This window comes from Streptomyces sp. VRA16 Mangrove soil (assembly GCF_017377775.1).
Taxonomy (GTDB): Bacteria; Actinomycetota; Actinomycetes; order Streptomycetales; family Streptomycetaceae; genus Streptomyces.
In genome coordinates this window covers 192,111-210,495 of record NZ_JAFVLN010000010.1, presented here as the reverse complement: position 1 = coordinate 210,495, position 18,385 = coordinate 192,111, and the positions used below count along the sequence as shown (strand labels likewise).

Annotated in this window: 20 protein-coding genes; 7 read left to right on the top strand and 13 right to left on the bottom strand. The window is 71.7% G+C overall.

Features of this window, described 5'->3' with window-relative positions:
• Nucleotides 1–77: 77 nt before the first annotated feature.
• Nucleotides 78–1,376, bottom strand: coding sequence for an MFS transporter (locus tag J3486_RS26490; protein WP_207824519.1), 1,299 nt, complete (start codon nucleotides 1,374–1,376; stop codon nucleotides 78–80).
• 62 nt (nucleotides 1,377–1,438) lie between these two features.
• Here J3486_RS26490 and J3486_RS26485 point away from each other — a divergent pair, with 62 nt between their 5' ends.
• Together J3486_RS26485 and J3486_RS26480 are read left to right on the top strand one after the other, a co-directional pair.
• Entirely contained in the window at nucleotides 1,439–2,407 is a 969-nt protein-coding gene (locus J3486_RS26485; protein ID WP_207824517.1) for a LysR family transcriptional regulator, read from the top strand.
• A 54-nt stretch (nucleotides 2,408–2,461) separates the two neighbouring features.
• Nucleotides 2,462–3,268 carry a hypothetical protein gene (locus tag J3486_RS26480; RefSeq protein ID WP_207824515.1) on the top strand — a complete coding sequence of 269 codons (807 nt, stop codon included), beginning with the start codon at nucleotides 2,462–2,464 and terminating at the stop codon, nucleotides 3,266–3,268.
• Here the strand turns inward: J3486_RS26480 and J3486_RS26475 are convergent.
• The gene (locus J3486_RS26475) at nucleotides 3,256–4,008 is read right to left on the bottom strand and encodes an alpha/beta hydrolase (protein ID WP_207824513.1); all 753 of its coding nucleotides are present in this window, start codon (nucleotides 4,006–4,008) and stop codon (nucleotides 3,256–3,258) included. The genes J3486_RS26480 and J3486_RS26475 overlap by 13 nt on opposite strands.
• Before the next feature lie 167 nt (nucleotides 4,009–4,175).
• Between J3486_RS26475 and J3486_RS26470 the strand changes: the two genes are divergently transcribed.
• Both J3486_RS26470 and J3486_RS26465 read left to right on the top strand, forming a co-directional pair.
• Nucleotides 4,176–5,324 (top strand): adenosine deaminase, encoded by a 1,149-nt coding sequence (locus tag J3486_RS26470; RefSeq protein ID WP_207824511.1) that lies wholly within the window; start codon nucleotides 4,176–4,178, stop codon nucleotides 5,322–5,324.
• A gap of 142 nt (nucleotides 5,325–5,466) precedes the next feature.
• Nucleotides 5,467–5,826, top strand: coding sequence for an ATP-binding protein (locus tag J3486_RS26465; RefSeq protein WP_207824508.1), 360 nt, complete (start codon nucleotides 5,467–5,469; stop codon nucleotides 5,824–5,826).
• A 70-nt stretch (nucleotides 5,827–5,896) separates the two neighbouring features.
• Here J3486_RS26465 and J3486_RS26460 read toward each other — a convergent pair whose 3' ends face one another.
• From J3486_RS26460 to afsQ1, 5 genes are all read right to left on the bottom strand, one after another.
• Nucleotides 5,897–6,097, bottom strand: a complete 201-nt coding sequence (locus J3486_RS26460) for a PspC domain-containing protein (RefSeq protein WP_207824506.1) — start codon at nucleotides 6,095–6,097, stop codon at nucleotides 5,897–5,899.
• A gap of 79 nt (nucleotides 6,098–6,176) precedes the next feature.
• Entirely contained in the window at nucleotides 6,177–6,719 is a 543-nt protein-coding gene (locus tag J3486_RS26455; RefSeq protein WP_207824505.1) for a VanZ family protein, read from the bottom strand.
• A 67-nt stretch (nucleotides 6,720–6,786) separates the two neighbouring features.
• The gene (locus J3486_RS26450) at nucleotides 6,787–7,392 is read right to left on the bottom strand and encodes a hypothetical protein (protein ID WP_307804947.1); all 606 of its coding nucleotides are present in this window, start codon (nucleotides 7,390–7,392) and stop codon (nucleotides 6,787–6,789) included.
• Entirely contained in the window at nucleotides 7,389–8,957 is a 1,569-nt protein-coding gene (locus J3486_RS26445) for a HAMP domain-containing sensor histidine kinase (RefSeq protein ID WP_207824503.1), read from the bottom strand. The genes J3486_RS26450 and J3486_RS26445 overlap by 4 nt, the downstream gene beginning before the upstream one ends.
• A complete protein-coding gene (gene afsQ1, locus J3486_RS26440; RefSeq protein WP_207824500.1) occupies nucleotides 8,954–9,631 on the bottom strand; it encodes a two-component system response regulator AfsQ1 in 678 nt (225 codons plus the stop codon). Before afsQ1 ends, J3486_RS26445 begins: the two co-directional genes overlap by 4 nt.
• Before the next feature lie 192 nt (nucleotides 9,632–9,823).
• Here afsQ1 and J3486_RS26435 point away from each other — a divergent pair, with 192 nt between their 5' ends.
• Nucleotides 9,824–10,588 carry a SigE family RNA polymerase sigma factor gene (locus tag J3486_RS26435; protein ID WP_207824498.1) on the top strand — a complete coding sequence of 255 codons (765 nt, stop codon included), beginning with the start codon at nucleotides 9,824–9,826 and terminating at the stop codon, nucleotides 10,586–10,588.
• Between the two features lie 160 nt (nucleotides 10,589–10,748).
• On the opposite strand, the gene J3486_RS26430 is transcribed toward J3486_RS26435, so the two are convergent.
• Nucleotides 10,749–11,441, bottom strand: a complete 693-nt coding sequence (locus tag J3486_RS26430; protein ID WP_207824495.1) for an ATP-binding protein — start codon at nucleotides 11,439–11,441, stop codon at nucleotides 10,749–10,751.
• Nucleotides 11,442–11,538: 97 nt separating this feature from the next.
• Between J3486_RS26430 and J3486_RS26425 the strand changes: the two genes are divergently transcribed.
• Nucleotides 11,539–11,949 carry a hypothetical protein gene (locus tag J3486_RS26425; protein ID WP_207824494.1) on the top strand — a complete coding sequence of 137 codons (411 nt, stop codon included), beginning with the start codon at nucleotides 11,539–11,541 and terminating at the stop codon, nucleotides 11,947–11,949.
• Between the two features lie 3 nt (nucleotides 11,950–11,952).
• Here J3486_RS26425 and J3486_RS26420 read toward each other — a convergent pair whose 3' ends face one another.
• Both J3486_RS26420 and J3486_RS26415 read right to left on the bottom strand, forming a co-directional pair.
• On the bottom strand, nucleotides 11,953–13,383 hold the full coding sequence (locus tag J3486_RS26420; protein WP_207824491.1) for a DHA2 family efflux MFS transporter permease subunit: 1,431 nt from the start codon (nucleotides 13,381–13,383) through the stop codon (nucleotides 11,953–11,955).
• 7 nt (nucleotides 13,384–13,390) lie between these two features.
• Nucleotides 13,391–13,984 carry an NADPH-dependent FMN reductase gene (locus J3486_RS26415; protein WP_207824489.1) on the bottom strand — a complete coding sequence of 198 codons (594 nt, stop codon included), beginning with the start codon at nucleotides 13,982–13,984 and terminating at the stop codon, nucleotides 13,391–13,393.
• A 130-nt stretch (nucleotides 13,985–14,114) separates the two neighbouring features.
• Between J3486_RS26415 and J3486_RS26410 the strand changes: the two genes are divergently transcribed.
• Entirely contained in the window at nucleotides 14,115–14,864 is a 750-nt protein-coding gene (locus tag J3486_RS26410; protein WP_307804946.1) for a TetR/AcrR family transcriptional regulator, read from the top strand.
• A gap of 79 nt (nucleotides 14,865–14,943) precedes the next feature.
• On the opposite strand, the gene J3486_RS26405 is transcribed toward J3486_RS26410, so the two are convergent.
• The 3 genes from J3486_RS26405 to deoC are packed head-to-tail and all read right to left on the bottom strand — an operon-like array spanning nucleotide 14,944 to nucleotide 18,247.
• Nucleotides 14,944–15,843, bottom strand: coding sequence for an aldehyde dehydrogenase family protein (locus J3486_RS26405; protein WP_207824485.1), 900 nt, complete (start codon nucleotides 15,841–15,843; stop codon nucleotides 14,944–14,946).
• On the bottom strand, nucleotides 15,836–17,272 hold the full coding sequence (locus J3486_RS26400; protein WP_207824484.1) for an aldehyde dehydrogenase family protein: 1,437 nt from the start codon (nucleotides 17,270–17,272) through the stop codon (nucleotides 15,836–15,838). The genes J3486_RS26405 and J3486_RS26400 overlap by 8 nt, the downstream gene beginning before the upstream one ends.
• A gap of 6 nt (nucleotides 17,273–17,278) precedes the next feature.
• The gene (deoC, locus tag J3486_RS26395) at nucleotides 17,279–18,247 is read right to left on the bottom strand and encodes a deoxyribose-phosphate aldolase (protein ID WP_207824718.1); all 969 of its coding nucleotides are present in this window, start codon (nucleotides 18,245–18,247) and stop codon (nucleotides 17,279–17,281) included.
• Nucleotides 18,248–18,385 lie beyond the last annotated feature (138 nt).

Below are 18,385 nucleotides of genomic sequence, written 5' to 3'. Positions count from 1 at the left end.
CCCACTGACAACGGCCTCCGGACCTGGAAAAACCGCAGGTCCGAAGGGTGTGATGGAAAGCTGTGGGGCGGATGTGGTCAGTGCGCCCCGGCCAGGGTCCCGCCGTGCCGGGCCTGGACCCGCGCCGCGTACGTGCCCCACACCGTGAGCGCCACGACACCGAGCACGGCGGCGAAGCCGAGCCCCACCGTGCCGCCCCAGCCCGCCGCGTGGAAGGCGACGGCGCCCACCGCCGAGCCGACGCTCGACCCGATGTAGTACGCGGACTGGTAGAGCGCCGACGCCTGGGCGCGGCCGTGCGTCGCGGTCCGGCTCACCGAGGAGGACGCCGTGGCGTGCCCGGCGAAGAAACCCGCCGTGATCAGCACGAGGCCGAGCAGGACGACGACGAGCTCCGGCATCAGGACCAGCACCAGACCGGCCGTCGTGGTGCCCGCGGCCAGGTACAGCGTGCCGCGCCGCCCGAGGCGCGCGACGAGCCTGCCCGCCGCCGACGAGGAGACCGTGCCCACCAGGTAGACCAGGAAGATCGAGCCGACGAAGCCCTGCGAGAGGGAGAACGGCGCCGCCGTCAGCCGGTAGCCGATGACCGTGTAGGTCGCCCCGAACACCATCATGAACAGCGCGCCGATCACGTACAGGCGGCGCAGCAGCGGGTTGGCGAGGTGGTCGCCGACCGTACGGGCCAGCGCCCGCGGGTGCAGCGAACCCGGCGAGAAGTGCCGCGGTGCGGGAAGCAGCGCCCGGAAGGCGATCGCGCAGGCCACGGCGATCACCCCGATGGTGCCGACGGCCACCCGCCAGCCCCACGCCTCGGCGATCCAGCCGCCGATGATGCGGCCGCTCATGCCACCGATCGAGTTGCCCGCCACGAACAGGCCGATGGCCGTCACCAGCGCCCGCGGCCGGACCTCCTCCGCCAGGTACGCCATCGCGGAGGCCGGGAGCCCGGCGAGCGCGGCGCCCTGCAGCACGCGCAGCGCGACCAGCACCTCCAGGCTCGGCGCGAACGGGACCAGCAGACCCACCGTGACCGCCACCGCCAGCGACGCCGTCATCACCGTACGGCGGCCGAACCGCTCCGAGAGCGCGCTCAGCGGCAGCACGCACACCGCGAGCGCGAACGTCGCACCGGACACCGTCCAGCTCGCCGCGCTCGCGCTCGCGCCGAAGTCGGCGGAGACGAGGGGGAGCAGCGCCTGCGTGGAGTACAGCAGGGCGAAGGTGGCGATCCCGGCGAGGAAGAGGGCGAAGCTCATCCGCCGGTAGCCGGGCCCGCCCGGAGACATCCGGGTGTCGGGGTTCTCGACAGGGGCGACAGGGGGAACGGCGACCGCGGGGAGGGAGGCGGCCGCCTGGCTACTGGCAGGAGACATGCCATGAACGTAGGACCGTCCCACTCATGCGTCCAATGCATGGACAGTCCATAATCGTTCCCATGGAGCATGAGCGCAGGTCACGGGGGTGGCCGTCACCATCCAGTGACGCAGAAGACATGGTCACGTCGCTCGCGCCGCGGCTCTCCTACTTCGCCGCGGTCGCCCGCACCGAGCACGTCACGCGCGCCGCGCAGGAGCTGGACGTGCCGCAGTCGACGCTCTCGCGCGCGCTGGTCAGGCTCGAACGGGACCTGGGCGTCGACCTGTTCGCCCGGCACGGCCGCACCGTGTCGCTCACCCCCGCGGGCCGCACCTTCCACGCCTCCGTGGAGCGCGCGCTCGCCGAGGTCGAGAAGGCCGCCGAGTCGGTGCGCGCCGACGCCGACCCCGCCTCGGGGAAAGTCGCCTTCGGCTTTCTCCACACCATGGGTGTGGAAACGGTGCCCGGCCTGATCCGCGCCTTCCGGGCCGAGCATCCCCGGATCCGCTTCAGCCTCGTGCAGAACTACGGCGAGGCGATGCTGGAGCGGCTGCGCGCCGGGGAGCTCGACCTGTGCCTGACCTCGCCCGTGCCCGACGCCCCCGGCCTGGTCGCCCGCCGCCTCGACGAGCAGCGCCTTCGCCTGGTCGTCCCCGAGGACCACCGGCTCGCCGCCCGCAAGCGGATCCGCCTCGCCGAGTGCGCCGACGAAACGTTCGTCACCCTGGAGCCCGGCTACGGGCTGCGCCGCATTTTCGACGACCTCTGTACGGAGGCCGGCTTCAAACCCCGCGTCGCCTTCGAGGGCGAGGAGGCCGAGACGCTGCGCGGCCTGGTCGCGGCGGGCCTCGGCGTCGCCCTGCTGCCCCCGCCGACGGTGCCGCGACCCGGCGTCGTGGAGCTGGCCGTCACGGGCCAGCGCGCGGTCCGCGAGATCGGCGTGGCCTGGCTGGACGGGCATCCCGACACGCCCCCGGTGGCGGCGTTCAAGAAGTTCCTGCTGTCGCGGCGGGGGCGGCTGCTTCCGGAGCAGGCCGAGGCGGAGTAGCGCGCGCGGCGCCGCCCGCCGCCGATGTCAGTGGGACGCGCTTCACTGTGGGGCATGGAACACACCCAGGCGACCGTCCACGACCTGCTGACCCGACTCGGGCCGGGAGGTGGGCACATGTACCTGCCGCTCGACACCGACTCGCAGCAGGTGATCGACCTGCTCTCGTCCATGTACGGCGCACCGCGCACCCTCGTCCTCGACGGCTTCACCGACCCCACGCTCGACGCGAGCGGCGGCCTCGACGTGCTGGCCCCCTTCGAGGACCGCGCCGAGACCATACGGGTGTGGGCGTACGGGAACCAGTGGTTCGGCGCGGGCACGGCGCAGGACGAGGACGGCGTCGTGCGCGGGGTGCTGGCGGTCGCCGAGCGGGCGCTGCCCGAGCCGCTCGCGGCGGCCCCGGGCGAGGACGTCGACTGGGTGGAGCGGCTCGTCGGCATCACCGGGTGGACGCCGCCCGGGACACCGCTGCCGCGGACGGACTGGGCGGATGTCGAGCGCCGCCTCGGCACCGAGCTGCCGGGCGACTACAAGAGGATCGTGGACACGTTCGGACCGGGGCTGTTCGACGCGTGGTTCTGGGTGAACGAGGAGCCGTGGACAGACCTGCGCGAGGACGGCCTCCTCATCTGGGCCGGCACCGAGCACGAGGAGCTGTACTGCTGGCGGGTCCCCGCCCCCGGGAAGCCCGTCGACGACCGGCGGATCGTGGTCCGGAGCTTCGACGGCGAGATCCAGGAATTCCCCGGCTCCACCGCCGCGTTCATCTGCCGCATCCTCACCGACCCGCACCACCCGTACACGCTGGCCCGCTACTTCGACACGCACTGGTTCCTGAGCCACAGCTACAGCGACTGACCGAACCCGGCCGCCAGCGGCATCCGCAGCCCGATCGGCGGCGGCGCCGCCAGCGCGTCCTGCAAGGGCCGCGAGAAGGGGCGGCCGAAGAGCGCGCCCAGCACGAAGTCCACGGCGAGCGCGCCGACTTCGGACCGGTGCTGGGCCAGGCTGTGCCCGTCCGAGTGCACCTCGAAGCGGCACACGTCCCGGTTCGCCTTCTTCGCACGCCCGGCGAGGCGGAACGACAGCTCCGGATCGCTGCGCCGGTCGTCGGTGCCGTGCACGATCAGCACGCTGCGGCCCGCGAGCTGCTTCACCGGTTCGGGCGGCGCCGCGACATCGTCCTCCGGCAGCCAAGGGGCGAGCGCGAGCACGGAGTTGACGGCCTCGTGGCCGCCCGCGTGCAGCGCCGCGCGCCCGCCCATGTCCACGCCCGCGAGACAGATCGGCACGTCCCCGTAGCGGCGCACCACCTCGTCCGCGGCCCACTCGGCGTCCCGGGCGAGCCCGGCCTGCGCCCCGTTCCAGCCCCGGCACCGGTAGTGCACGGCATGCGTGACCAGGCCCTGGTCCCGGCCCGCCCGCGTGAGCCTGCGCGCCAGCGGGCGCAACAGGGCGGCCGCGAGCGACGAGGGCCCGCGGGTGGACGTCTCCTCGCCGGGGGGCAGCAGCAGCACCACGCCACCGACCGCCCCGGGCACCGGCCCGACCGCCTTGCCGAGCCTGGCCTCTCGGGCCGGCATCGCTCGCTGCTGCATGACAGAACAGTGTCAGAAGCCCGGATGTACGCCACCCGTCCGCAGGGTCACTGTTATGTATCGGCGGATCATGACCGCCGCGCCGTCCCCGCGTTCTCCCGGCTTTCGCCCGGCGGGAATTGCGCGGATCCGGTGCGATCTACGCGCGTAGGGTTTAGGGTGCGGAAATGACGAGCCAGACAGCGAACGTGCCCACCGCGGAACAGATCCGGCGCGCCCCCAAGGTGCTCCTCCACGACCACCTCGACGGCGGGCTGCGCCCCGGCACGATCGTCGACATCGCCCACGCGGAGGGGTACGCGAACCTGCCGGAGACCGACCCCGACAAGCTCGGCGTCTGGTTCCGCGAGGCGGCCGACTCCGGTTCCCTGGAGCGGTACCTGGAGACCTTCGCCCACACCTGCGCCGTCATGCAGACCAAGGAGGCGCTGTTCCGGGTCGCCGCCGAGTGCGCCGAGGACCTCGCCGAGGACGGAGTCGTCTACGCCGAGGTGCGCTACGCCCCCGAGCAGCACCTGGAGAAGGGCCTCACCCTCGAAGAGGTCGTCGAGACGGTCAACGACGGCTTCCGGGAGGGCGAGCGGCGTGCGCGGGAGAACGGCCACCGCATCCGCGTAGGGGCCCTGCTCACCGCGATGCGGCACGCGGCCCGCGCCCTGGAGATCGCCGAACTCGCCAACCGCTACCGCGACCTGGGCGTCGTCGGATTCGACATCGCGGGCGCCGAGGCGGGCTTCCCTCCCACCCGGCACCTCGACGCGTTCGAGTACCTCAAGCGCGAGAACAACCACTTCACGATCCACGCCGGTGAGGCCTTCGGCCTGCCCTCCATCTGGCAGGCGCTGCAGTGGTGCGGCGCCGACCGCCTCGGCCACGGCGTGCGCATCATCGACGACATCAAGGTCGCCGACGACGGCACGGTCCAGCTCGGCCGCCTCGCCAGCTACGTACGCGACAAGCGCATCCCGCTGGAGCTCTGCCCGACCTCCAACCTGCAGACGGGCGCCGCCGCCTCGTACGGCGACCACCCCATCGGCCTGCTGCGCACCCTGCACTTCAGGGCCACGGTCAACACGGACAACCGCCTGATGTCCGGCACGTCGATGAGCCGCGAGTTCGAGCACCTGGTCGACGCCTTCGGCTACACGCTCGACGACATGCAGTGGTTTTCCGTCAATGCGATGAAGTCAGCATTCATTCCTTTCGACGAACGACTGGCGATGATCAATGACGTCATCAAGCCCGGACATGCCGAGTTGAAGTCCGAGTGGCTGTTCCGGCAGACCGCTTCGACCAGCGGTTCTGCCGACGAATAGCGGCAATTCGCAGGTCACGGAAGGGGTTACGGGTCTCGACACGCGACCGCTTTTCGTTGTTTGCGACCGCGCCGATGGCGTGTTTACGGTCGTGGACCGCTCAAGCCCCGTCTACGACATACGTCATGAGGACGCACTCAACATGAAGCAGTCTGCTGCCAAGACCCTCGGTGTCGCCGCTCTCGGTGCCGCCTTCGCCGCCGCCGGTGCCGGTGCCGCGAACGCCGCCCCGGGCGTTCCGGACGCCGCCGCGACCCTGGGCTCCGTGACCCAGAACCTCCCCACCGAGTCGGTCACGAAGGTCCTGCCCGCCGGTGCCCCCGAGTCCCTGGCCGCCGGGCAGAACGCCCTGGACAGCACGCTCAGCACCGCCAAGCCCATCGTCGACCGCGCCGCCCCCTCGGCTCTCCCCACCGACGGCGGCGACCCGGTCTCCGGCCTCCTCGGCGGCCTTCCCGTGAACGGCCTCACCGGCGGTCTGCCGGGCGGCCTGGGCGCCTGACCCGCACGCACACCGAAGGGGCGCACCCGCGATCTCGCGGGTGCGCCCCTTCGTGCGCGGACAGCCGGTGTCACCAGGCCTGACGGGCCTTGTCCTCGCTCGGGAGCAGCAGCCACAGGGCGAGGTAGACGAGGAACTGGGGGCCGGGCAGCAGACACGAGGCAACGAAGATCACGCGCATCGTGGTCGCGGAGGTGCCGAAGCGCCGTGCCAGCGCTGCGCACACTCCGCCGATCATCCGTCCGTTGGTGGGGCGGGCCAGGGCGGTCATGGTGGGCTCCTTCGCGAACCGTTGCGGTGAGGTCCTTACGTCTTCGAAGGTACGGTCACGAAGGGGGCAAAACGTCAGCTCACGGGGCGATGCCGACCCTGGTAATCGTCGGGGTCCGACCCTGAGCCGGCTCCTCCAGGGGGAGGGGCACCGTCTCGCTCCTGTGGCGGAGCCTGGCCCGCAGCGCGGGCACCACGGCCGCATGGGCGACGGCCACGCCCACCGTGTTCAGCAGCAGCGAGTCGACGTCCACGACCTGTCCCGGCACCCCGGTCTGCAGCAGTTCGATGCCGAGGGAGATCAGGGCGCCCGCCGCGACCGTACGCACCAGCGAACCCCACACCGACACGTAGAGCCGCCCGCCCGCGAGCGGCAGCAGCACACCGAGCGGCGCGAGCAGCCCCAGCCCCTCACCGATGCGCTTGGCCCCCTCGGCCCAGCCGAGCGCCAGATCGGCGCGGATACCGGCCAGCGGTTGCAGATTGGCGGCGCTGACCCACGGCACGTCCAGGGGGCGCAGCGTGATCCATGCGACGAGCAGGAGATGTACGGCGAGGAGAGCGAAGCCTGCCGTACGGATGCGGACGGCGGCCCTGTGGCCGCCCGAGCGATGGCGCTGCACGCACCCCAAGACGCCGCCCCCGGGACGATCGGTTCCACACCCGTCCCGCCCGGTCCGCCGACCGGGCTCAGCCCACCGTCTCGGCCGGCGCCGGAATGTTCCCCGGCCGGGCCTTCACCGCGTCCGTGCACTCGTAGTCGCGCAGCGGATCGTCCCCGGGCCCGCCGAGCACCACATGGGCCCCGCTCTGCGTCGTCGTCATCTTGCTGTTCGCGAAGGTGCAGACGATCTGGGCGAGGGCGAACGGCGACAGGTCGTCCGGCGGGGTGCTCAGCCGCAGCGCCTCGGCGGGGTCGTCCTTGCCGGGCCCCGACACCTTGAGCTTGGCGCTCACGTCCGTGGAGTAACCGGCCTGCGACTCCTCGGCCGACGGCCGCTGCGCCAGCTGCGCCAGGAGCTGCTGGGCGACCATGGTGCGCTCGGAGGACTGGCCGCGCTCCAGGGTGACCGTACGGTCGACCGTCACGAGCTGCGACGTACAGACGAGATAGATCTGCACGGGGAACTGGCCGCCCGTCCGCGTCTCCACCCCGTCCGTGCCCGACAGGGAGCAGCCCACGCGGGTGGGCGCCGCGCCGAACTCGGTGGGGACCTCGGTCGGCCTGATCCCGCACCCGGCGAGCAGCAGCGCCGACAGACCGAGCAGGCCCGCCAGCCTGGTGTGCGGCCTCACGTGGCGGCACCGCCTTCCTGGGAGTCGTCGACGAGATTCTCGCCCTCGTCCTCGTCGTCGCGCGTGTCGCGCGGCAGCCGCAGCGAGAACACCGCCCCGCCGTCCGGCGAGTTGGTGGCGGTGATCTCACCGCCGTGGATGTGCGCGTTCTCCAGGGCGATGGAAAGACCGAGCCCCGAGCCCTCCGAACGCGGCCGGGAGGCACTGGCCTTGTAGAACCGGTCGAAGACGTGCGGCAGCACGTCCTCCGGGATGCCGGGCCCGTGGTCGGTCACGTCGATGAGGAGATCGTCGCCCTCCACGCGGACGGCGACCCGCACCGGGGAACCGCCGTGCTTGAGCGCGTTGCCGATCAGATTGGCGAGGATCACGTCCAGGCGGCGCGGGTCGAGCCGCGCCATGGTGCCGCGCTCGGCGTCCAGCTCCACCGCGTCCAGCCAGGCGCGGGCGTCGATGCAGGCGGTGATCTGGTCGGCGATGTCGACGTCGTCGAGGACGAGCCGGGCGGTGCCCGCGTCGAAGCGGGTGACCTCCATCAGATTCTCGACCAGGTCGTTCAGGCGCCGGGTCTCGCTCACCACGAGCCGCACCGCGGGCTCGATCATCGGGTCCACCGAACCGGTCTCCGCGTCGAGCTCCTCCTCCAGGACCTCGGTGACGGCGGTGATCGCGGTCAGCGGGGTGCGCAGCTCGTGCGACATGTCGGCGACGAACCGGCGCGAGGACTCGTCCCGCGCGCGCATGTCGGCGACCTGCTTCTCCAGGTTCTCCGCCGTCTTGTTGAACGTACGGGACAGCTCGGCCAGTTCATCGGTGCCGGAGACCCGCAGGCGGGTGTCGAGCTTGCCCTCGCCCAGCCTGCGGGCGGCGACACCCAGGCGGTGCACGGGCTTGAGGACGGTCGTCGCGGCGGCCTGCGCGAGCAGCGCCGAGCCGATCAGCGCGAGGCCGGTGGCGATCCCGAGCGACCAGGCGAGCGAGTTGAGGTCCTTGGCCTCCGGCTCCAGCGACTTGAGCATGTAACCGGTCGGCCCGCCGGCCACCCGCGCGCCGCCCACCAGATAGGGGTCGCCGCCCTGCGTGGTGCGCTGCCAGTACAGGTGGTACCCGTCCTTCTTGCCGCCGGAGGACGACTGCTTGCGGTTCACCGCGTCCTGCAACGAGTCCGGCACGTCGGCAAGGGTGAAGGCGTCGAGATCCGAATTGCCCTCCACCTGGCGGCCGTTCTCGTCCGTGCCGATGAGCAGCACGCTGAAGTGCTGGCTGCTGTCGGCCATCAGGTTCGCCGCGTGCTGGAGCTCGCCCTGCGTGGGGTGCTCGGGCAGCACGGCCGCCCGGTTCTGCATCTCCTGCTGGAAGTCGCTCAGCGCCGCGTCCTGGGTCCGGGTGAGGACCGCCTCGCGGTTGAGCCAGTACGCGATCCCGGACGCGGAGACGGCGGCGGTCAGCGCCACGAGGGCGAACACCACGACGAGCCGCAGGCGCAGGCTGGTGAAGCGCAGGCCGGCCAGTATCGCCTTCTTCGCCGCGGCCCAGCCACGGAGCTTGTGGTGCGGTTCGGTCACTGAGGCGTGTCCAGCCGGTAGCCGACGCCGCGCACGGTACGGATCAGGGTCGGCGACGACGGCACGTCCTCGACCTTCGCGCGCAGCCGCTGCACACAGGCGTCGACGAGCCGCGAGTCACCGAGGTAGTCGTGCTCCCACACCAGACGCAGCAACTGCTGCCGGGACAGCGCCTGACCGGGCCGCCGGCTCAGTTCGAGCAGCAACCGCAGCTCGGTGGGCGTCAGTTGAAGGTCCTCGCCGTTCTTCGTGACCGTCATCGCGGAGCGGTCGATGACCAGCGAGCCGAACGACGCCGAGTCGTTGGCCTCGCGCTCGCCGCGGCGCAGCACGGCACGGATACGGGCGTCGAGCACCCGCCCCTGCACCGGCTTCACCACATAGTCGTCGGCCCCGGACTCCAGGCCGACCACCACGTCGATGTCATCACTGCGCGCGGTGAGCAGGATGATCGGCAGCTGGTCCGTGCGCCGGATGCGTCGGCACACCTCGAAACCGTCGATGCCCGGCAGCATCACATCGAGCACGATCAGATCCGGCCGCTGCTCACGCAGCAGCTTCAGACCGTCCTCGCCGGTGGCAGCGGTGGCCACCCGATGGCCCTGGCGCGTCAGAGACAGCTCCAGTGCCGTACGGATGGCGTCGTCGTCCTCGATCAGCAACAGGGAAGGCACGAGCGCCATTCTGGCCCATGACAGGCCCTTAGTTCGACCGCCGGAGCCCTCCCACACGCGACGCACACAGTGGGAGGCGCTGTGACAGGTCTGTGACAGTCGACGGACACCGTCATGAAGTCCCCCGGGCAAGCTTTTGGACATCGCAAGGAACGCAAGCGAAGAACCGGACTCCACGACGGGGGGCGCGAGATGAACACGCTGCACAGCACCAGCTCGAGCGCAGTTGTCACGCGCCTGCACGATGTCGCGGTCCGGCACGAGAAGTCCGGTGCCGTGAGCGGGCGGGGGTGCGCTCGCGGCACCGGGCGTCAGCACACCACGTTCATTTCGGTGGTTGACGCGTACGAGGCGGTGGCCGACGAGGGGCACGGGGGTGGCCACGGGGGAGCCGCGTACAGGGAGGAATCGGGGGAGCAGCGTCGTACGTCCTTGTCGGAGGCCGAGTTCACGGCCTACGTCCAGGAGCGCCGCGCCTCCCTGTACGCAACCGCCTACCACCTGACCGGGGACCGCTTCGAGGCGGAGGATCTCCTCCAGAGTGCTCTGTTCTCGACGTACCGGGCCTGGGACAGGATCAGTGACAAGGCGGCCGTGGGTGGCTACCTGCGCCGCACCATGACCAACCTGCACATCAGCGCGTGGCGCCGCCGCAAGCTGAACGAGTACCCGACCGAGGAGCTGCCGGAGACGGTCGGCGACACGGACGCGATGCGCGGCACCGAGCTGCGGGCGGTTCTCTGGCAGGCCCTGGCCCGCCTTCCCGAACTGCAGCGCACGATGCTCGTGCTCCGCTACTACGAAGGCCGTACCGACCCGGAGATCGCCGAGATCCTCGACATCAGCGTCGGCACGGTGAAGTCCAGCATCTGGCGCTCGCTGCGCCGGCTGCGCGACGACGAGGTCCTGAGCTTCGGCCGGGACCAGGAAGAGTCCTTCGGCGAGCTCGTCGCCTGAGGCAGGGGGGGAACGGGGGCCCGCTTCGGGGGAGGCGGGGAGTTCCGGGGGGAACACCGGGGGGAAGCACGGGGGAGAGCGGGGAAAACGGAAGGTCCGGGCGGACGGGGGGTCTGCCCGGACCTTCTGCCGTGTTCGGCCGCCCGGTGCCGGGCGAGGTCTACAGCGCCGTGCTGCGCGCCTTCACACAGCGGCCCGCCGCCGCGGCCGCCACCCGGCCCAGCGCCTCCTCCTTGCCGCAGGCGTGCGCCCCGAGCGCCACCTGCCGGGCCACGATGGTGCGCTCGGCACGCATCAGGCGCCAGCCGCGGCGCAGCAGGAACGGGACCGACTTGCGGCCCTCCTTCAGATCGCGGAGCAGCCGGCGGCGGAACGTCGTCGAGGGGCGCCCGCGCAGGCACAGCGCGTCCGCCAGCACACCCAGCTCCCCGCACCGCGTCACGATGTCCGCCGCGAAGATCCCCTCGGCGATGAACAGGGGCGTGCGCTCGATGTCGAGTGCTTCCTCGCCCACCCGCGAGCTGGTCGAGATGTCGTACACCGGGACGGTCGTCCGCCCCTTCTCGCACAGTTCGACGATCGCGGCGAGCGCCGTCTCGGTGTCCCAGGAGTCCGGCGAGTCCCAGTCGATGTCCGAGGTGCCGGGCACCAGCGGCAGCGTCGGGTCGTCCGCCTCCTTGTAGAAGTCGTCGAGACAGAGCACGGGAAGCCCGGAGCGGGCGGCGAACGACGACTTGCCGGAGCCGGAGGGGCCGGACAGCAGGACGACCCGGGTCGGTATCGGAGGATGCGAACTCACGAGAGACCAGTGTGAGGCATCAGGGCCCGGGTGCCGACCTCGCGTCGCGGCCATGTGGCGGGCGCCACGTCAACTACGCTGTGTCGCCGAACGGTTACCCGAGCCGTGCGGCAAGTTCCGAAGACGTACCCGAGGATCCTGGCGGAATCACATGTCCCGACACTCAGCCCCCAAGTCCCCTTCCCGCGCCCGTGGTTCGCTGCTCCGCGTCGGCCTCACCGTGACCGCGGCCGGTGCGGTCGTCGCGGGCGGCGGCGGTGCCGCGAGTGCCGCGGCGCCGCAGGACGCCGGGCCGGCCGCGACCTCCGGTGACGTCTCGCCGGGGCAGGCGGTGTCGAACGCGCTGCACTCCTCGACGGTCGGCGGCCTCGGTGTCGTCAAGGGGCTGCGCCTCGACCCGCTGGCCGGCACCGGCGTCGACCCGCTGGACAACGCGGTCGGCACCCAGATCGCCGACTTCAAGCCGGTCAGCACGGCCGCCGTCACGGCCCCGATCACGTCCGGCGGCGCGCTGAAGGACCTGCCGGTGGTCGGCCCCGCCACCGGTGTGCTGCCCGGCTGACCCTCAGGACTCGCGTACGGACCGCTGTGTGCGGAGCGGCACTTCGCGTACGAGGCGCGCCGCCCCGAACGCCACCGCGCACAGCACCGCCGTGCCGACCGCGACCCCGTGCAGTCCGGCGACGATCGCCGCGGGCCCGGCGCCGCCGTGCGCCCGCTGGATGAAGACGGACCCGAGCACCGCCACCCCGAGCGAGCCGCCGACGGTCCGCAGCAGCGTCTGGGTCCCGCCGGCCGCGCCCAGGTCGCGGGGCTCGGCGCTGTTCATGGTGATCAGCAGCGAGGGTTGCAGCAGGCAGCCCAGGCCGACTCCGAGCGCCAGGGTCAGGGCGGACGCCGCCCAGGCCGGGGTCTGCGTGCCCAGCAGGAGCAGGGACAGGGCGCCCGCCGTCGCCAGCGCGCCGCCCGCGAGCGGGTAGGGCCGGTAGCGGCCGCCGCCGCTCACCCGGCGTCCGATGGCCAGTTGGGCGCCCATCATGCCGAGCATCAGGGGGAGCAGCAGCAGTCCGCTGCCGGTCGACGACATGCCCCGTACGTGCTGCATGTACTGCGGCAGATAGGTGGCGGCCGCGAGCATCGCCGCCCCCGCGGTGAAGCTCAGCACCTGCGCGACGCCGAAGTTGCGGTCGCGGAACAGGCGGGGCGGGATCACCGGCTCGGCCGCGCGCCGCTCCACCGCGACGAACCCGGCGAGGGCCGCCACCGCGACCACGGCGAGCGCCGCGATCGGGGGCGACGTCCAGGCGTACGTCGTCCCGGCCCAGGACGACAGCAGCGTCAGGGCGAGGATCGTGACGGTGAGCAGGGCCGCGCCCGCGAGGTCGACCCGGGCCCGCACGCGCTCGGTGCGCACGTGCACGCCCGCTCCGACGACGGCGAGGGCGACCGCCCCGATGGGCACGTTGACGTAGAACACCCACCGCCAGTCCAGCTGGTCCGTGAGGAAACCGCCGATCAGCGGGCCGCCGATCATCGCGGCGGGCAGCAGCACGCCGATGACGGACTGCGAGCGGCCCGCCCCCGCGGGCCCGAGCAGCGTGCCGACGAGGGAGAGCGCGCCGACGAACAGGCCGCCCGCGCCGATGCCCTGCACCGCCCGGAACGCGATCAGCTGTCCCATGTCCTGGGCGAGCCCGCAGAGCACGGAGCCGGCGAGGAACACGGCGATCGAGGTGAGATAGCTGCCCTTGCGGCCGTAGAGGTCGCCGATCTTTCCCCAGAGGGGAGTGGTGACGGCGGTGGCCAGCAGATAGGCGGTGACCACCCAGGACAGGTGGTCCAGGCCGCCGAGGTCGTCGACGATGACGGGCAGGGCCGTGCCGACGATCGTGCCGTCCAGCGTGGCGAGCACGATGCCGAGCAGCAGCCCGGCGATCACCAGCCGGGAGGGCGTGCGCTGCGTGGTGTCCCGGATCTCCCGGGTGAGAGTCGTCATGGCTGCCTCAGGCCGCGTACGGGCGGACGGACTTGGCGTCGCGCAGGGCGTGCGCCCACCAGGCGAGCTGGTCGAGCATCGCCTTGGCGGCGGCGTCCACGGCCGGGTCGTCGACGCGGCCGTCCGTGTCGAAGGCCGCGTACGCGTGGTGGAAGCTGACCGTGTTGCGGATGGTCACGGCGTTCAACTCGGCCATCACGAGCCGGAGTTGCTCGACCGCGCGCAGTCCGCCGGACAGCCCGCCGTACGAGACGAACGCGATCGGCTTGCCGTGCCACTCCCGGTTGTGCCAGTCGATGGCGTTCTTCAGGGCCGCCGGAAAGCTGTGGTTGTACTCGGGCGTGACGAAGACGAACGCGTCGGCCGCGGCCAGGCGCGGCGAGACCGCCGCGAGGGCCTCCGTCGTGCCGGGTGGCGGCGCCTCGCCGAAGGCCGGCAGGACGGTCGGCAGCGGCGTCTCGGTGAGGTCGACGACATCGGCGGACAGATCTCCGTGCTGGGCGAGACGGCCGGTCAGCCACCGGGTGACGACCGGTGCGAAGCGGCCCTCGCGGGTGGAGCCGACGAGGACGGCGACGCGGAGCGCAGTGGTGCCCGGCATGGTGGAACCCCCTGGATGTGTACGGCGTACTCATTGGCGTACAACGTACACATCAATGTGTACGGCGTCTACTGGGGATACGCTGTACACGTCGGTGGGTGGGAAACGAGCAGCGAGAGGGGTCGATGGCGTGGTGGCGCAGAAGAAGACCGAGGGCGGCGAGGGGGAGCGCCTGGTCGAGCCTTCGCTCTGGGAGCGCCTTGAGCGGCCCGCGCCCACCCGGCGCGCCGCGCTGACGCTGGAGCGGATCGCCGCGGCGGCCGTGGAGCTGGCCGACGAGGAGGGCGGCGCCGCCGTGACCATGCGCCGCCTGGCCGCCAGGCTGGGCGTCGCGCCGATGGCCGCCTACCGGCACGTCTCCGGCAAGGAGGATCTGTGGGCGCTGATGTTCGACCGGGTGTCGGCCGAGCTGACGGTGCCCGACGACGTGGCCGACTGGCGCGAGGTGCTGCGCTCGTTCGCGCTGCAGACACGGGAGCTGATGCTCCGGCACCCCTGGCTCGGGGGCGCGCCGCTGCCGCTCATCCAGCTCACCCCGGCGCGGATGGCCGTGGCGGAGCGGCAGTTGAGTGCGCTGGGAGGGCACGGCCTCGACGCGGACGAGATGGTGGCCGCGTTCCGTGCGGTCGGCGCGTTCGTGCACGGGGCCACGCAGACCGAGATCGCGCTGCGTCAGTACCGCGAGCAGCACGGCTGGAAGAGCGGCGACGAGACGCGGGAGGCGCTCGCCCCGCAGATGAACTACCTGATGCGGAGCGGCCGTTACCCGACCTACAAGAAGTACGCCCTGTCGGCGACCCGCAAGGACGACCCGGCCTGGGAGTTCGAGTTCGGCCTCGACTGCGTGCTGGACGGGATCGCGCGGCGGCTCGGTATCTGAGCCCCGGTGGGCGTGCGGAAGCCCCGGCCCCTCCTGGACGGAGAAGGGGCCGGGGCTTCCGGTTCCGCGGGGCCTCGGGCTAGTACGAGGACCCGGACGCGCCCAGCGAACCCGTCGGGTGCCAGACCGTCTTCGTCTCCAGGAAGGAGGTCAGGCGGTCCGTGCCCGGGTCCGCCGTGAAGTCCTCCACAGGCTGGGGACGGCGTACGCGCTTCAGGTTGTCCGCGGCCGCGATCTCCAGCTCCTTCGCGAGGTCCGCGTCGGCGCCGGTCAGGTCGATGCCGTTGACGTCCTGGTGCGCGGCCAGCGACGGGGCGATCTCCGCCGCCCGGCCGGAGAGGATGTTGACGACGCCGCCGGGCACGTCGGACGTGGCGAGCACCTCGCCGAGGGAGAGCGCGGGCAGCGGGCTCTTCTCGCTCGCGACCACCACGACCGTGTTGCCGGTCGCGATCACCGGGGCGATCACCGAGACCAGGCCGAGGAAGGACGAGTCCTGCGGCGCGAGGACCGTGACGACGCCGGACGGCTCCGGGGTCGAGAGGTTGAAGAAGGGGCCGGCGACCGGGTTGGCGCCGCCGACGACCTGGGCGATCTTGTCGGTCCAGCCCGCGTACCAGACCCAGCGGTCGATCGCCGCGTCCACGACGGCCGCCGCTTTCGACCTGCCGATGCCCTCGGCCTCGGAGACCTCGCGCACGAACTGCTCGCGGCGGCCCTCCAGCATCTCGGCGACGCGGTAGAGGACCTGCCCGCGGTTGTACGCCGTCGCGCCCGACCAGCCGCCGAACGCCTTGCGCGCGGCGACCACCGCGTCACGGCCGTCCTTGCGGGAGGAGAGGGGCGCGTTGGCCAGCCAGTCGCCGCTCTTGCCATCGGTCACTTCGTACACCCGGCCGCTCTCGGAACGCGGGAACTTCCCGCCCACGTACAGCTTGTAGGTCTTGAAGACGGACAGACGCGCCTGGGAATCAGACATCGAGGTAGGCCTCCAGACCGTGACGGCCACCCTCGCGGCCGAAGCCCGACTCCTTGTAGCCGCCGAACGGCGAGGTCGGATCGAACTTGTTGAACGTGTTGGCCCAGACGACGCCCGCACGGAGCTTGTTCGCCACCGCGAGGATGCGGGAGCCCTTCTCCGTCCAGATGCCGGCCGAGAGGCCGTACTGCGTGTTGTTGGCCTTGGCGACGGCCTCCTCCGGCGTACGGAACGTGAGGACGGAGAGCACCGGGCCGAAGATCTCGTCGCGGGCGACGGTGTGCGCCTGCGTGACGTTCGTGAACAGCGTCGGCGCGAACCAGTAGCCGGACGACGGCAGTTCGCACGGAGCGCTCCAGCGCTCGGCGCCCTCGGCCTCGCCGGTCTCCGCGAGCGCGGTGATCCGGGCCAGCTGCTCGGCCGAGTTGATCGCGCCGATGTCCGTGTTCTTGTCCAGCGGGTCGCCGAGGCGCAGCGTGGACAGGCGGCGCTTGAGCGCGTCGAGCACCTCGTCCTGCACCGACTCCTGGACCAGGAGGCGGGAGCCCGCGCAGCAGACCTGGCCCTGGTTGAAGAAGATGCCGGTGACGATGCCCTCGACGGCCTGGTCGATCGGGGCGTCGTCGAAGACGATGTTCGCGCCCTTGCCGCCCAGCTCCAGGGTGAGCTTCTTGTCCGTGCCCGCGACCGTGCGCGCGATCTGCTTGCCGACGGCCGTGGAGCCGGTGAAGGCGACCTTGTTCACGTCGGGGTGCGCGACGAGCGCCGCGCCCGTGTCGCCGTACCCGGGAAGGATGTTGACGACGCCCTTCGGCAGGCCCGCCTGGCGGCAGATGTCCGCGAAGAAGAGGGCGGACAGCGGGGTCGTCTCGGCGGGCTTGAGCACCACCGTGTTGCCGGTGGCGAGCGCCGGGGCGATCTTCCAGGCCAGCATCAGGAGCGGGAAGTTCCAGGGGATGACCTGGCCGGCCACGCCCAGCGGCTTCGGGTTCGGCCCGAACCCGGCGTGGTCCAGCTTGTCCGCCCAGCCCGCGTAGTAGAAGAAGTGCGCGGCGACCAGCGGGAGGTCCGCGTCGCGGGTCTCCTTGATCGGCTTGCCGTTGTCGAGCGTCTCCAGGACGGCCAGCTCACGGCTGCGCTCCTGGATGATGCGCGCGATACGGAACAGGTACTTGCCGCGCTCGGCGCCCGGCAGCGCCGACCACTTCTCGAACGCCTTGCGGGCGGCCTTCACGGCCCGCTCGACGTCGGCCTCGCCGGCCTGCGCGACCTCGGAGAGGACCTCCTCGGTCGACGGGGAGACCGTCTTGAAGACCTTGCCGTCGGCGGCCTCGGCGAACTCGCCGTCGATGAACAGGCCGTACGACGGCGCGATGTCGACGACCGAACGCGACTCGGGCGCGGGGGCGTACTCAAATACAGATGCCATGGGTGATCAGTCCACCGTCACGTAGTCGGGACCGGAGTAGCGGCCGGTGGCCAGCTTCTGACGCTGCATCAGCAGGTCGTTGAGGAGGGAGGAGGCGCCGAACCGGAACCAGTGGTTGTCGAGCCAGTCCTCGCCCGCCGTCTCGTTCACCAGCACCAGGAACTTGACGGCGTCCTTGGAGGTGCGGATGCCGCCCGCGGGCTTCACACCGATCTGGACGCCGGTGGCCGCGCGGAAGTCCCGTACGGCTTCCAGCATCAGGAGGGTGTTCGCGGGCGTCGCGTTCACCCCGACCTTGCCGGTCGACGTCTTGATGAAGTCGGCGCCCGCCAGCATGCCGATCCAGCTCGCGCGGCGGATGTTGTCGTACGTGGACAGCTCGCCGGTCTCGAAGATGACCTTGAGCCGGGCGGACCCGCTGGCCTCCTTCACGGCGCGGATCTCCTCGTAGACCTTCATGTAGTGACCGGCCAGGAAGGCGCCGCGGTCGATGACCATGTCGATCTCGTCGGCGCCGGCCTCGACGGCGTCCCGCACGTCCGCCAGCTTCACGCCGAGCGCGGCGCGCCCCGCCGGGAAGGCGGTGGCGACGGAGGCGACCTTCACGTCCGTCCCGGCGACGGCGGCCTTCGCGGTGGCGACCATGTCCGGGTAGACGCAGACGGCGGCCGTGCGGGGCGTCGTGCGGTCGGTCGGGTCCGGGTTGACGGCCTTCGCGCCGAGGGCCCGGACCTTGCCCGGGGTGTCGGCGCCCTCAAGGGTCGTCAGGTCGATCATCGAGATGGCCAGGTCGATGGCGTACGCCTTCGCCGTGGTCTTGATGGATCGCGTGCCGAGCGCGGCGGCCCTGGCCTCCAGGCCCACCGCGTCGACGCCGGGCAGCCCGTGGAGGAAGCGGCGCAGGGTGGCCTCGGATGCGGTGGCGTCGGTCAGCGCGTGTTCTTTGGCATGGGCGGATGCGGGTGCAGTGGACATGGTCACGAGGGGAGCATATCTACGCGCGTAGCGGCTGTACAGGGGGCCTTGGTCCCGGGGGCGGCGCCTTCTCGTCCGGCGGTTGCCCGCGCCCCTGGGACGCGCGTCTGTGGTGCGGCATCTCGTCGATGGAGGCGC